The 15,348-nt window shown below is 47.0% G+C and carries 10 protein-coding genes; 5 read left to right on the plus strand and 5 right to left on the minus strand.

The genetic code is table 11. The features are described from left to right. Nucleotides 1-201 precede the first annotated feature (201 nt). The 4 genes from ACYQ2C_RS08835 to ACYQ2C_RS08850 all read right to left on the minus strand — a co-directional run bounded on the left by ACYQ2C_RS08835 (nt 202) and on the right by ACYQ2C_RS08850 (nt 6,573). A complete protein-coding gene (locus ACYQ2C_RS08835; RefSeq protein WP_460052277.1) occupies nt 202-1,131 on the minus strand; it encodes a branched-chain amino acid transaminase in 930 nt (309 codons plus the stop codon). An 88-nt stretch (nt 1,132-1,219) separates the two neighbouring features. Then, nucleotides 1,220-4,342, minus strand: a complete 3,123-nt coding sequence (gene glnE / locus ACYQ2C_RS08840; protein ID WP_460101691.1) for a bifunctional [glutamate--ammonia ligase]-adenylyl-L-tyrosine phosphorylase/[glutamate--ammonia-ligase] adenylyltransferase — start codon at nt 4,340-4,342, stop codon at nt 1,220-1,222. Nucleotides 4,343-4,375: 33 nt separating this feature from the next. Next, entirely contained in the window at nt 4,376-4,783 is a 408-nt protein-coding gene (locus tag ACYQ2C_RS08845; RefSeq protein ID WP_460101693.1) for a GFA family protein, read from the minus strand. A gap of 35 nt (nt 4,784-4,818) precedes the next feature. Continuing rightward, nucleotides 4,819-6,573, minus strand: coding sequence for a GspE/PulE family protein (locus ACYQ2C_RS08850; protein WP_460052281.1), 1,755 nt, complete (start codon nt 6,571-6,573; stop codon nt 4,819-4,821). 1,212 nt (nt 6,574-7,785) lie between these two features. Here ACYQ2C_RS08850 and argE point away from each other — a divergent pair. From argE to ilvD, 5 genes are all read left to right on the plus strand, one after another. Further along, a complete protein-coding gene (gene argE, locus ACYQ2C_RS08855) occupies nt 7,786-8,931 on the plus strand; it encodes an acetylornithine deacetylase (protein ID WP_460101696.1) in 1,146 nt (381 codons plus the stop codon). A 57-nt stretch (nt 8,932-8,988) separates the two neighbouring features. Then, the gene (locus ACYQ2C_RS08860; protein ID WP_460101698.1) at nt 8,989-9,771 is read left to right on the plus strand and encodes a nucleotidyltransferase domain-containing protein; all 783 of its coding nucleotides are present in this window, start codon (nt 8,989-8,991) and stop codon (nt 9,769-9,771) included. A 71-nt stretch (nt 9,772-9,842) separates the two neighbouring features. Next, nucleotides 9,843-11,159 (plus strand): amino-acid N-acetyltransferase, encoded by a 1,317-nt coding sequence (argA, locus tag ACYQ2C_RS08865; RefSeq protein WP_460101700.1) that lies wholly within the window; start codon nt 9,843-9,845, stop codon nt 11,157-11,159. Between the two features lie 144 nt (nt 11,160-11,303). Next, nucleotides 11,304-11,852 carry a cysteine hydrolase family protein gene (locus tag ACYQ2C_RS08870; RefSeq protein ID WP_460101702.1) on the plus strand — a complete coding sequence of 183 codons (549 nt, stop codon included), beginning with the start codon at nt 11,304-11,306 and terminating at the stop codon, nt 11,850-11,852. A 187-nt stretch (nt 11,853-12,039) separates the two neighbouring features. Then, entirely contained in the window at nt 12,040-13,875 is a 1,836-nt protein-coding gene (ilvD, locus tag ACYQ2C_RS08875; RefSeq protein ID WP_460101704.1) for a dihydroxy-acid dehydratase, read from the plus strand. A 76-nt stretch (nt 13,876-13,951) separates the two neighbouring features. On the opposite strand, the gene ACYQ2C_RS08880 is transcribed toward ilvD, so the two are convergent. Further along, complete coding sequence (locus tag ACYQ2C_RS08880; protein ID WP_460101706.1) at nt 13,952-15,346, minus strand: tetratricopeptide repeat protein; 1,395 nt, start codon at nt 15,344-15,346, stop codon at nt 13,952-13,954. Nucleotides 15,347-15,348: the final 2 nt, after the last annotated feature.

The raw sequence follows: 15,348 nt of genomic DNA on the forward strand, positions 1-15,348 counted from the left end.
GACAGAAATTGAAAATGCGATTTCCAATTTCTTCACAATTTCAATCACTTACCGTTCTTGAAATTGGCGACACATCCTTGTGTCGCGAGAAGCTCTAGGTTAACCAGAGTTTCCTCTAACGTCATCAGAGCTTTAATAAATAAGAAAAAAGCCTCTAAATGAGGCCTTTTTCTATATTCGAATTTTAGTCGCTACTAAAAATTATTTCGCTACTGGAGTCAACCAGTTTAGGTATTTTTCATCACGGCCATGAATGCAATCAAAATATTTTGTTTGCAATGCTTCGGTCACAGGGCCGCGCTTACCAGAACCGATTTTACGGCCATCAAGTTCACGAATCGGTAAGACTTCTGCTGCGGTGCCGGTAAAGAATGCTTCGTCAGCGATGTACACTTCGTCGCGTGTAATACGGCGTTCTTTGATGGTGTAGCCGGCATCTTCGGCTAAACGCATCACGGTCGAGCGAGTAATACCGTCTAGACAAGAAGTCAGCTCAGGCGTGTGAATGACACCGTCACGAACCAAGAAGAAGTTTTCACCACTACCTTCTGCCACGTAGCCGTCTACGTCTAACAACAAGGCTTCGTCACAGCCGCATTGCAAGGCTTCTTGCAGGGCTAACATACTGTTGATGTAGTGACCGTTTGCCTTTGCCTTACACATAGAAATATTGACGTGATGACGCGTGTAGCTGGAGGTACGAACTTTAATACCCACTTCTTTGGCTTCTGGTGACATGTACGACGGCCAGTGCCATGCGGCAACGACAACGTGTACTTTTAGATTATCGGCGCGAAGACCCATGCCTTCTGAGCCGTAAAATGCCATAGGACGCAAATAGGCTGCGTCTAATTTGTTTTCACGAACAGCAATTCGTTGCGCCTCATTAATTTCTTCACGGCTAAACGGAATGTCCATGTTCATGATGTGTGCCGAATTAAATAAACGGCGAGTGTGTTCTTCAAGACGGAAGATGGACGCACCAAGGTTGTCGGCGTTGTAGGCACGCACACCCTCAAAGACACCCATTCCGTAGTGTAGGGTGTGGGTGAGCACGTGAGTCTTGGCTTCGCGCCATTGAACTAACTCACCATCAAGCCAGATTACGCCTTCGCGATCTGCAAACGACATAGAAAACTCCAACGATTATTCAACAACTTAATTCAGTTTCACGGCCCGAGCCTCAAACTTCGGGCGCTCTAATCGCTTTACAGGGCGATTAGGTTTCAGGATTTTCAGCGACACTCTTTTGCCAGAGGGCTGAGATAGCTTGACGATAGTCCAACAACGAATCTGCAGGTAATACATTAGGCTGTTGCTGTAAAGCTAGACGATGTCCGATGGAGCGATAGGCTTTGTAAGCGTCCACCATGAGTTGCACATCACGTGAAGGCATCAAACCAGCTTGTTCTATCTCGTCGAGAATCCGGATGTTATCGGAAAAAGTCACCAGCGCAGGGAATTGGTGCGCCCAGGCTAGGGCGGCGTATTGAACCATAAATTCTATGTCAACGATACCACCGCGATCATGCTTAATGTCGAATTGTGGTTGGTTAGGTTTCGAGCCAAGGTGGGAGAGCATTTTGTCGCGCATTTCTACCACTTCCTGGCGCAATTTGGCTCTATCTCGCGCCATGCAAAGCACCTCGCGTCGCAACGCCATAAAGCCTTGTGCTAAGGATTCGGTACCGGCAACCGGTCTTGCGCGCAGCAAGGCTTGATGCTCCCAAGTCCAGGCCTGTTCTTTTTGGTAACGCTCAAAGGCCGACAGACTGCTCACCAAAAGCCCGGAGTTACCGGAAGGCCGCAAACGCATATCGACTTCGTACAAACGCCCCGAAGGCGTTCGGGTATTCAATATATGAATGATTTTTTTACCCAAACGCGTGTAGAAAGTTTGGTTATCGATAGGCGCGTCACCGTCGGTGGATAATTGCGGGTCACAATCGTGAATAAACACCAAATCCAGATCAGAACCGTGGGCCAGCTCAATGCCCCCTAATTTTCCGTAGGCAATGATCACAAAGCCTTTATCCGCTCTTGGGCCATTTTGATCGGTGGGCACACCGTGTTTTTCCACCAACGCTTGCCAAGCCAACTCTAAAACCTGTACCAAAATTGCCTCGGCAACCCAAGTTAGATAATCACTGACTTTCATCAACGGCAATGAACCACTGACCTCACAGGCAGCGACCTGTAACGCATGAGCGCGGCGAAAATAGCGCAGCGTTTCCATTTGTGTTTCTAGATCGTTGTGGGCGATACCCAACAGCGCTTGGTTTAATTCTTGGGTGAGCGCGACCTTTTCTGGTACACGATGCAAGTTCGCAGCGTCGATTAAAGCTTCTAACAAGGCCGGATGCCGCGTAATTTGCTCGGCAATCCAGACGCTGGCCGAAAACAGTCGCACCAGATGCTTTATCACCGTCGGATTCTCTTGCATGAGAATCAGATAAGCGCTGCGTCTCGCGACGGCTTCTAGCAGTGGCAGAACCCGTTTTAACACCTCAACTGGCGAAACCTGTGTTGGCGACAGCGCCCAGTCGAGTTCGGCAATATCCAACTTAGCAACTTCATGCAGGACCTGCCCCATAACCTTATCGAGGCGATCTCGTGCGGTGGTACTCATGCGTTTGAGTTCTTGGCAGCTCAAAAAGCCTCGCAGATGCTCCAAAGTCGATTCGGCCTCTGGAAAACCCATTTCAGAAAGCTCTTCAAGCAGAACCTCATCATTGCTCTCACCGCACACCAGTCCGTGCCAAAAGCGCGATTCCGTTAGGTTGTCTTGATGGATAGTCTCGCCGGAGGCATCAATAACTCGCTGAAACTCTTCGTTGACCTGTTCACGAACCTTCTGAAGAGCATCGTAAAACTCATCCCAAGTGCCGTAACCCATCATCACCGCCAAGGCTTGCTGTGCAGGCACATCCACCGGCAGCGCTTGGGTTTGTTGGTCATTCCAACCTTGAATACCGTGCTCGGCGCGGCGCAAAAACTGGTAGTTTTCGGCCAGAGCTTGAGTAGTCTGTTCAGAGAGATGATGCAGGCGCGATAAGATCGGCAACACTTTAAGTAAACGCCGCTCTTGCAATTGTGGCTCGCGACCACCGCGAATCAATTGAAAGGCTTGGGCGATAAACTCCACTTCGCGAATCCCGCCAAAACCGAGCTTCACATCCTGAGTTTTGCCGCGCAGTTTAACTTCGCGATTGATCATGGCTTTAAGATCACGTAGCGCATTGATTACTGAGAAATCGACGTAACGGCGATAACTAAAGGGCCGTAGAAGATTCATTAAACTGCGCTGGCGAGCTTCGCTGTATTGAGGGTCAATTAAAGTGTGTTCACTGCTGGCAATGACGCGCGATTTAATCATCGCGTAGCGTTCCCACTCTCGGCCTTGGTTCTGGTAGTAATCTTCAAGGGCATTAAAGTTAGCCACCAAAGCTCCGCTTTGTCCGTAGGGACGCAATCGCATATCAACACGAAACACAAAACCATCGGCGGTTTGTGCATCCAAACTTTTGATGATCTTCTGGCCGAGTCGAATAAAAAACTCTTGGTTTGAAAGGGTTTTTAATCTGGGAATAACGGCGGCGGTTTTGCTCTCGATAAACACAGTTTCACCGGCTTCGGGAAATGCGTAGATCAGGTCGATATCGGACGATAAGTTCAGCTCCCATGCGCCCAACTTACCCATACCTAACACCAGCATGGGTTGAATTTTTTGGGTGAACTGCCCTACCGGAAAACCGTGTTGCAAAGCAAGCAGTTGATAGTGCAAATCCATGGACACCTGCACACAGGCGCTGGCGAGTTCCGATAGATTAAAGGTGATCTCTTGATGCGTACTCAGGCTGTTAAATTCTCGCCAAATGGTCGCCACCATAATGCGTTGGCGGTAGCGGCGAATGCGGCTATCCCAAAGCGCTGCCAGTTCGTCGAGCTGTGCTTTGTTGGGCGTTAACTTAAAACTCAATGCCTGCCATTTAGCATTGCCACGGGTTTCTAAACCCAATCCCGGATGCTTCTCACTGAACACGTCGATGGCACTTAAAAGCGCTTTGTTGAGCTGCTCACGGTGATTATCTGCGTATTCCCGACCGGAACTTGTTAACAGCACCCCCAATAGATCTGGGTCTGAAAGTACGATTTTTTGCGCATATAAGCTGCAAGCAATAAGTCGAACGAAGTGTGGCGTATTTTTATCGTCAAACAGCGTTTGAGCTGAATCCCAGTGCTCGGGCCATCGTTCTTGAAAATTTGCGAGAAGTTTTTCGCTGCTGGAGCGGAGTGAAGACGGTAATTGAGAGAAGTGTTTAGAAAGTTGCTCGGTAATCATAGATTATTCTTATCGGTAAATTCAGAGGCAGCGCTAACCGCCTCGTTCTTCGGGGAACTGTTGTTTGCCATCGGTAATCTCGCACCAATTGGCTTTGTAATCGGTGTAAATATGGGCGTCGATTTCAACAGGAATATCGTCGTCAAAACAAGCAATGGCAACTTCTAGGTTCTCCAGCGCTTCGCCCTTTGATAAAAAGCCTAGACTCGAACCACAGTTCTCACAAAACACACGCGTGGTGCCGTTTGCAGCAGTGAAGTGTTTTAGCTGATCTTCGCCAGCCAACCAGTGCAAATCCTTCACTGGTACTAAGGTTCCGAAGGCCGCGCCGTGAAATTTTCGACACATGGTGCAATGACAATGAGCGACCTTTTCGCTAAAGCCCGAGACCGAAAAACGCACCGCACCACACAGACAACTACCTTTGTATTCTTTGCTCATACTAGTGATTTCCAGTTCGTTAAGACGCCAGTGAATCAAGATTCTAAAGCGGGGGCAACACGCAGTACTTCTTCAAGCGTTGTGGTACCCGCGGCAATTTTTTGCGCGCCCGATAAACGCAAAGTACGCATACCTTCTTTAATGGCTGCCATTCTGAGCTGACTGATATCGGCGTCATCGCGCACGAATTTCTGCACATTCGGATTCATCGGTAGAATCTCATAAATGCCTTGTCGTCCAAGATATCCGGTATTACGGCACTCCAAACAACCTTGCGGCAAATACACGGTTTTCGGTACGGGTGCTTTCCAAGGTTTTACTAGTGACTCCCAGTCTCGCACAGAAATCTGGCCAGATTCTTTACAGTGCGGGCACAAGGTTCGCACCAGACGCTGCGCCATAACACCCACTACCGTGTTTTTGATTAAAAAGCTCGGCACGCCTAAATCCAACAATCGGTTGATGGCCGAAGGCGCGTCATTGGTGTGCAATGTGGATAACACCAAATGACCGGTAAGCGCTGCTTGCACTGCCATCTGCGCGGTTTCCAAATCACGAATCTCACCCACCATAATAATGTCTGGGTCTTGTCGCATTAGGGTGCGAATTCCCGAGGCGAAGTCAAAGTCTATTTGCGGATTCACCTGAGTTTGGTTGAAGCTGTCCTCCACCATCTCGATAGGATCTTCAACGGTGCTGACGTTTACCTCCGAGGTCGCCAGCTGTTTGAGCGTCGAATAGAGCGTGGTGGTTTTACCCGACCCTGTTGGCCCGGTAACCAAGATGATGCCATTAGGGCTGGCCATCATTTTCTTCCACACGGCGTAATCTTCACCGACCAAACCCAAATCAGAAAAACTGCGCAGTAAAACTTCGGGATCGAAAATACGCATCACCAGCTTTTCACCAAAGGCCGTTGGCAATGTGGATAACCGCAACTCCACCTCGCTACCATCGCCGCGCTTAGTTTTGATGCGACCGTCTTGCGGCTTGCGGCGCTCGGCCACGTTCATTCGCGACAGCACCTTCAGTCGACTGGTAACGGCATTGGTAATGGCGGCGGGCATTTCATAAACCTGATGCAAAATGCCATCGATGCGAAAGCGAATTTTACCAATGTCGCGGCGCGGCTCGACGTGAATGTCACTGGCGCGCTGATCAAAGGCGTACTGCAACAGCCAATCAACAATATTCACAATGTGTTGATCATTGGCCTCTGGATCTTTTAGGGTGCCAAGCTCTAACAGTTGCTCAAAGTTAGTCACGTTAGACTGTGCACCAATGCCACGAGCACCGGATATGGAACTGCTAAGACTGTAAAACTCCACCATGTAGCGGTTGATGTCGGCGGGACTGGCAACCACCTTGCGCACAACGCGTCGCGAGACCTGCTCTACCTGCGGAATCCAATCGCCAGTAAAGGGTTGAGCACAGGCAATCACCACTTCATCGGTAGAAACGTTCACGCACAAAATACTGTGGCGTTTGGCAAAGGCATAAGAAATAACCGACGTAACCTTAGCGACGTCTATTTTCAGCGGGTCGATGTGATAAAGCGGTAGTTTTGCTTTTTCGGCAAGCCATTCGGCAAGATCGTCGTCGGTTAATTTTTTACCCGGACGGGATGGATCTTCTAATTCTTGACTGGCAATAAACGCCAACGGGTGCATGAGCGCTTGTTCTCGGGTTCTGGGTGTACCCGACAGTAAATTTGCATCACCTCGATGCAACCTACCTTCGGCGACAAGATCGTCTAAACAATTCCGAAGGTCTAATACTCGATTTAACATTGAACCGCCTTTTGCCAAAGAATTTCTGGGTTAAGAACATATACTTATTCAACAAGATTTCAATGATAAAAACGGCGAAGCAGGCAACGCTTTGTAGTTAAAGAGTGTTTTTTGCGAACCGAACAATACTCACTAAAAAATAACGGCGTAATTGACAGGTTATTGATACCGTCGTCGTCGATTTATTTTCGGGAAGTATTTCGGCGTGTGCATAACAGAAATAGCCATCGCTCAGCTGATCAATTTCTATTTAATCTAGCGAAATAATAGTCGAGCGCTCAACATTGTAAATTTTCTTCTGTCTTGAACCATTAAGACTCACAGAAATATTGAGTAACCGTGTGGATAACTACAAAGAACTCAGCATTGACGGCCTCCAGAAGCAAAGCACGATTTTTAAACACCCGAAGATGCTCATTATTTTTACGTGTAAAAACTATTCTTTAAATACAAAAATTAAGCGATTTTTTATCAAAAGAAGTTAAATACTTTCTGTAAAAACAACAGTGTTAGCGCCAACACACAAAAATATTTATATAGGAAACTCTGATTAACCTAGAGTTTCTCGCGACACAAGGATGTGTCGCCAATTTCAAGAACGGCAAGTGATTGAAATTGTGAAGAAATTGGAAATCACATTTTCAATTTCTTCCCTCTGATTAAATCAAGGATGAGTTAATCAGAGGTTCCTATAAACTGTTACTCACAGCAAAGCTCATGAATGCGCTATTTAAAGCTTGGGAATTCTCATTATTTTTTTATTAAAGGAACCGCCGATTAACTCATCTCTGATTAATTCAGAGCTTCCTGACGATAAATTTAGTTAAATATATTTTTCGAATAGGGTCTAAAGAATCAAACATTCTTCTTGTTTAACGCTCTTACATATGCGGATGTTTTTTCGAATGTTATGAGCCAACAGTGATTGGACACATTCCAACAAAATTCACCGTGAGAACCATTTTTTCTATCAACAAGCCGATCATTTAGAACTGAAGGTTTTAGGTATTTAAATGTCTTATTTGTGGTAGATTTTTGCACGCTGACCTTAAAACTGGTAAGTATCGACGATTAAACAACATGTGATGCGTTCATTAAACGGCGCTTATCAGGTTTACAGGAAACGTCGCCGAAAACTCTGGGTTAATCCGAGTTTCCTATACTGAATCAGCCGCCAACCCGATCATAAATAGCGATAAAATACGGTTTTCTATGATGCTTCCCTCCTACAAAGAACAACTCTCACAACTGGTTGCCGCGCCATCGGTTAGCAGCGCTCACCCAGATCTCGACATGAGTAACCGTAAAGTTCTGGATTTATTGGCGACTTGGTTTGCTGATTTAGGTTTTAAGATTCAGTACTTGGATATTCCCGGCCATCCTAACAAGGCCAATCTTCTAGCAACCTTAGGGCAAGGTGAAGGCGGCTTGGTATTGGCGGGACACACCGACACGGTTCCATACAATGCTGAACGCTGGCATCAAGATCCGTTTGTACTCACCGAGCGAGACAATCGCTACTACGGTTTGGGTGCCACCGACATGAAAGGCTTTTTCCCGGTTATCGCCGCAGCGGCACAAACCTTTAAAGCCAAAGACTTTAAAGAACCGCTGATGGTGTTAGCCACCGCCGACGAAGAGTCATCTATGTGCGGCGCTCGCGCACTTGTGGAAATGGCGCAACCCAAAGCCCGTTACGCAGTCATTGGCGAACCCACCAACCTTACGCCCATTCGCGCCCACAAGGGCATTATGATGGAAGCCATACGCATTCAGGGCTTGGCGGGACATTCGTCCAATCCCAACCTTGGCCACAACGCCATGGAAGCCATGAATGACGCCATCAATGTGTTAATGAATTACCGCCGAGAATTGCAAACGCGCTACACCAATGCGAGCTTTGATATTCAAGTACCAACCCTAAACCTTGGCTACATTCACGGCGGCGATAATCCCAATCGCATTTGTGGGCACTGCGAAATGCATTTCGATTTACGCCCACTACCCGGTATGGATTTAGAAGAACTGCGCTCGCAAATGAGCGTGTTGCTGACACCCATTGCCGAAAAGTATTCCACGCCTTTAACGTTTGAAAGTCTTTTTCCCGGTGTACCTGCCTTTGAGCAGGCGCGAAATAGTGAGTTGGTTAAGGTGGTTGAAGAGCTTTCGGGCAGAGCCAGCGAAACAGTTGCCTTCGCCACCGAAGCACCGTATCTACAAGCCTTGGGCATGCAAACCTTGGTGATGGGCCCAGGCTCTATTGATCAAGCGCATCAGCCCAATGAATTTATAGAAATCGCGCAAATTGATCCGGCCGTTAATATTTTGCGCTCGCTGATCAAGCGATTTTGTCTTTAATAGGTGTTCTATTAGCGAACCCAAGTTTTTATTTCCAACATTTTAGAAAACTGTTTAATGATCGATCCTGAAATCCGCCAAGAAATTATGCGTCGCATTCACGCCGCTGAAGCCGAGCACAATGTTCGCGTGCTTTATGCCATAGAGTCTGGAAGCCGCGCTTGGGGCTTTGCCTCTCCCAACAGCGGTTACGATGTGCGTTTTGTGTATGCGCGCCCTCAAGATTGGTATTTATCAATTGATGTAGAAAATAAACGCGACGTGATCGAATACCCGATTGTGGATGAAATAGACATTAACGGTTGGGATATTCGCAAAGCGCTGCAACTGTTCAGAAAATCTAATCCTTCGCTGGTTGAATGGCTGTACTCGCCAATTATCTATGTGGATGACGGTCGGTTTGCTAGCACGCTACGCGACTGGATTGCTGATATGTATTCCGTTGAGCAAGGGATTTATCACTACAGAAGCATGGCTAAAACCAATTTCCGTGGTTATCTGCAAGAAGATTTAGTGCCGTTAAAAAAATACTTTTATGTATTACGTCCGCTACTTTCTGCTCGTTGGATCGAACAACATAAAACCCCAGCACCCATAGAATTCGATAGGATTAAAACATTAATCGCACACGATTCAAGCTTATTAGCAGCCATAAACGATTTGCTGGCGCTCAAGAAACAGGCCCAAGAAAAACAACTTGGCCCTAAAATTCCTGAAATTCATCATTTTATTGAGCGGGAATTAACTCGGCTGGAGTCGGTTGATGTTGTTTCTTCAAACCGAAATTACGAGCCAGAAATTCTTAACGTGTTTTTTAGAGAAGTCGTAACCGCAAATTGAATCTGTGCTGCTTTTTATTATGGGTATAATAAAAAGACATTAAATTTCACACTGTATATTTGAGCCGAACATTGAACTCCAATAATTACATCGACTGGTTTCGCGCATCGTCGCCCTATATTAATGATTATCGCGGGAAAACCTTTGTGGTTTATTTGCCGGGCGAGGCGATCTCTCACGATAATTTTTCCACCATCATCCAAGACTTAGCATTACTGAACAGTTTGGGTGTTCGATTAGTCATTGTTCACGGTGCGCGGCCACAAATTGATGAACGCCTTGGCCCCGGCAATAACACCTGGCAAGACGAATTCGGCGCGCGCGTCACCGACCTACAAACGCTGCCCGCAGTCTTGCAAGCCATTGGCGAAACTCGATTTTACGTTGAGTCGGCCTTATCCATGGGTTTGCCCAACTCACCCATGCACGGCGCCGATATTTCAGTGTTGTCGGGTAACTTTGTGGTGGGAATGCCGCGCGGCGTTATCAATGGTGTTGATTTTCAGCTGTCTGGAAAAGTCCGCAAAATCGCCTCTAAAAATCTGACCTTGGCTTTAGATAGCGATGCCATGGTGGTTGTATCGCCGTTAGGATTTTCGCTGACCGGCGAGATTTTTAATATTCCGGCTACAGAAGTGGCCTCTGAAATTGCCATTGCTCTTGCCGCCGATAAACTGATTACCTTCATTAATGAAGATGGCCTACTCGATTTAAACGGTGATCTTATTCGCCAGTTGGCCGTATCGGATTGCCAAGATTTGATTAACTCCGGCGCGATCACCGAAGAAGACGCGGTATCGGCACTGCGCTGCGCATTTAGAGTGTGTCGCAAAGGTGTGGCACGCGCGCAGATCGTTAGTTACTGCGAAAGCGGTGCATTGCTCGAAGAGTTGTTTACGCTTGATGGTCGCGGCACCTTAGTGCACAGCGATCGCTACGAGTTTGTGCGTCCGGCAACCATCGACGACGTTGGCGGCATCTTGAGTTTGATCGAACCCCTTGAAGCACAGGGTATATTGGTGAGGCGCTCGCGAGAACTGTTGGAGCGCGAAATCGATCAATTCTTTGTGCTCGAACTCGACGGCAGCATTGTGGGCTGTGCTGGTCTATACGGATTTAGCGACAGCGACTTTGCTGAACTCGCATGCGTGGCAACCCACCCCGATTATCAAAGTCGCGGATTCGCTCGCAGACTCTTGGTTGACCTAGAGCATCAAGCACGTAAATTGGGCTATCGAAAGCTGTTTGTGCTCACCACGCAAACGGCGCATTGGTTTATGGAGCAAGGCTTTAAGCCTGCGGATATTTCCGAATTACCGTCGCAAAAGCAGCTGGCTTACAACTATCAACGTAAATCAAAAATATTCATCAAAACGCTGCAATATTAACGATCCGTTCGAAAAGAAATAGCGCAATAGTCTCGACCCAACGCCTTTGCCCTAGAATCAAAAGCGTTTTTTGTTTTCTCTGTTAACACCCAAGCACTCGGCCACCGCTTTTAAAAGCGACTAAAAACTAGAAACAGAAACCCTATGTACGCATTAATTGTTATCGACCAACAAAAAGGCATTGATCACCCTAAATTGGGCCGTCGTAATAATCCCAACGCCGAACAGATCATGTTGGATTTGATAGCATTTTGGCGAAATCGATACTGGCCAATTATTCACGTTATTCATCGTTCCAAAGAGCCAGATTCGGTATTTTGGCCAGAGCAAGACGGCTTTACCCTAAAGGAAGAATTCAGACCTGTTGGTGATGAGCTTTTAATCGAGAAATCCGTACCCTGCGCGTTTACCAACAATACCCTCGCCGATGAACTAACGAAGCGCTCTCTCCATAAACTGGTAATAACCGGAGTTGCCACCAATAATTCTGTAGAAGCAACGGCACGTAGCGCTGGTAATCTCGGCTTTGAGGCATTCGTGGTCGCCGATGCTTGCTTTACGTTCGAGAAGACCGACTACTTCGGGAACGCCCACAGCGCCGATGAAGTTCACGCCATATCGTTGGCAAACATCCATGGTGAGTATGCGACTGTTATCGAAAGTGCTGCGCTCAAATTACTTTTAAGTGACTAACTTGGTGTTATTGCCATTAATTGTTAGAGCAGTTTCGGTCGCTTGAATTTTTAGGATTTTTCTTCTTAAAGCTTTTTCCTTTAACCCAAGGATACACCGTCAACGGTGGCCTATTCTTGTCTTTCTGGTATTCTTGTCGCCCATTTTTTAGGCCCACATCCATTTCTTGGTGAACCAGGAGTTCAATATGCCTGCCTACCGATCGAAAACTTCCACCGCCGGACGCAATATGGCCGGTGCCCGCGCATTGTGGCGCGCTACCGGAATGAAAGACGACGACTTTCAAAAACCGATCATTGCCATTGCCAACTCATTTACTCAGTTTGTACCTGGACACGTTCATCTAAAAGATATGGGCCAGCTGGTTGCTCGCGAAGTTGAAGCGGCCGGTGGCGTTGCCAAAGAATTCAACACCATCGCCGTGGACGATGGTATCGCCATGGGCCACGACGGTATGCTCTACAGCCTACCAAGCCGCGATATTATTGCCGACTCTGTTGAGTATATGGTTAATGCCCATTGCGCCGATGCGTTGGTATGCATTTCTAACTGCGACAAGATCACTCCGGGAATGCTCATGGCGGCCATGCGCTTGAACATTCCGGTGGTATTTGTCTCAGGCGGGCCAATGGAAGCCGGTAAAACTAAACTGTCTGAAACTAAGCTCGACTTGATTGACGCGATGATCGTTGCGGCCAACCCAGAAGTGAGCGACGAAATCGTTGCCGAATACGAGCGCAGCGCTTGTCCTACCTGCGGTTCTTGCTCGGGTATGTTTACCGCCAACTCAATGAACTGCCTCACCGAAGCCTTGGGCTTGAGTCTTCCGGGTAACGGTACAACATTGGCGACCCACGCAGATCGTGAGATGTTGTTTAAAAGAGCCGGTCACCTAATTGTTGAACTTGCCAAACGTCATTATGAGCAAGAAGAACCCAATATTTTACCGCGCGATATTTGCACCAAGGCCGCGTTCAATAACGCCATGACCTTGGATATCGCCATGGGCGGTTCAACCAATACCATTTTGCACTTGCTTGCCGCCGCTCAAGAAGCCGAAGTTGACTTCACCATGGCTGATATCGACGACCTGTCTCGTAAGGTGCCGCAGTTGTGTAAGGTTGCACCGAACTCTCAGCAGTATCACATCGAAGATGTACATCGTGCCGGGGGTATTATGGCGATTTTGGGCGAGTTAGCCCGAGCCAATAAACTGGATACCACAGTTCCCACGGTTCACAGCCCAACCATGGCCGATGCTATCTCTGGCTGGGACATTGCCATAAATCAATCGGAAGAAGTACAAACTTTTTTCAAAGCAGGTCCTGCTGGTATTCCCACCCAAACCGCATTCAGCCAAAGTACTCGCTGGCCAACTCTCGATTTGGATCGTGCCGGTGGTTGTATTCGCTCCTACGAACATGCCTTTTCAACCCAAGGCGGTTTGGCGGTGTTGTTTGGCAATATCGCCCTTGATGGTTGTGTAGTGAAAACGGCCGGTGTTGATGACTCAATTCTAGTTTTCGAGGGCACCGCTCACGTAACCGAGTCCCAAGATGAAGCGGTAGAGAATATTCTTGGCGGCAAGGTAAAAGCCGGTGATATCGTTATTGTGCGTTACGAAGGCCCGAAAGGTGGTCCGGGTATGCAAGAAATGTTGTATCCAACCAGCTACCTAAAATCTGTGGGTCTGGGAAAAACCTGCGCATTGGTTACTGATGGTCGTTTTTCTGGTGGGTCTTCTGGTTTGTGTATTGGTCACGTTTCTCCAGAAGCTGCATCGGGTGGCGCTATTGGTTTGATCGAAGACGGCGATAAGATTCACATCGATATTCCTAACCGCAGCATCAACTTGTTAGTTTCCGATGAAGAATTAGCGAAGCGTCGTGCAGAACAAGATGCTAAAGGTTGGAAACCTAAAGAAGCTCGCCCAAGAAAGGTTTCAGGCGCCTTAAAAGCTTACGCGCACTTTGCTACCAGTGCGGATAAAGGCGCAGTTCGAGATTTATCTAAGCTAGATTAATCTCAGAAACATCCGTCAGAGACAGTTTTAAAGACAGATCTGACGGACATAAAAAAACCGGCTTTCGCCGGTTTTTTTATGACTTAGGCGTTTTAGCTGCCTTTGCCTGATTCGCTTTTTTCTCGTCCGCGGCTAGTTTCAGCTCGCGATCAAGTTCACTCTCAGCGTATTTTTTCCAGTTACTTGCAAATGCTTTACTGCGTGAATCTTTACTCGCCTCTTCAAAAGCTTTTACAGCTTCAGCCCAGCGAGCTAAGTTCGCATTAGCAATACCGACAGAAATATACAGAGAGTCTTCTCGCTTAATGCCGCCTTTTTTGAAAGCAATGTCTGCAAATTCAAGCGCTTTTTTACTTTGGTCGTCATCCGCATATAAACCAGCGAGACGAGCATAGAGATCACCACTACCAGACTTCTCAGCAGCCTTTGTTAAGGCATCAATAGCCTTGTCGGTTTCTTGAGAAACCAACCAAGCATTAGAGAGTAGCTCGTAGTTCTTCTCAGTACCGTCAATTAGCTTAGAATCGATACCTTTCTCAAGAACCTTGGCAGCACGATAGGAATAACCTTCACCCATCATCATGTACACCAAGTTAAGCACTTCTTGTTGCTTATCACTGAAACCAGCAACGTAGTTAGCGTCACTCAGGTACATTTGATTCTTTTCTTTATTCACTAAACCATAAACCCCAGCAAGTTGCTTGAAGTAAGCAGGTTTAGGATAGTTACGAACAAGAATCTCTAAAATTCCAACAACTTCCTTATAGTTTTCACGCTCAAACTCGATGGCAAGAGCAATGGAATACCAATTTTCTTTAGGAAGTTCGCCTTTTTTCTTATAGATATCGATCGCTTTGTATATATTGCTCAGCGCCTGATCAAACTGCTTATTTTGGTAATACGCCTGCGCTAATAGCGAGTAGTTATCCGCCGTGATAAACATTGGATCTTGTAAAGTGAACCATTTTTTCAAAGATTCCAAGGCGCCCGCGTAGTCTTCACTGACAAATTGCAACTGAGCAATTGTGAAGATCGTACCTATCTCAAGACCTTCCGGAATATTCGGCGATTGAGCCACAACCAGCTTGTAGTATTTAATCGCCTGAGGAAAATTCTCAAGACTGTAATATACATAACCAAACGTGTTGTACAGGTTAGCTACTTCGTATTCATTCCAGCTTTTAGCGTCTTTGGCCTCTAACTTCTTAAGCTCTTCCAACGCTTTTTTGAAATCAGGTTCTACACCTTCTTCCTCTGGGTTAGCAAGGCCATTAGGAACCGCAAGTTTTTTATAAACTGCTTGGCTTAATGCCGGAGTCTTACGAGTTTTTCGCTCTTCTTGAGCATAAACCTTAAAAGACTCTGCACTTACACCAATGGCATCTAACACCATCACCGACGCAGTTGGAACAAAGGCCAAAGGCGTTGCAATAGCCAAATTTTTGAGGAATTTTTTAGCAATAAGCTTCATTT

The sequence above is a fragment of the Sessilibacter sp. MAH3 genome (assembly GCF_054658275.1).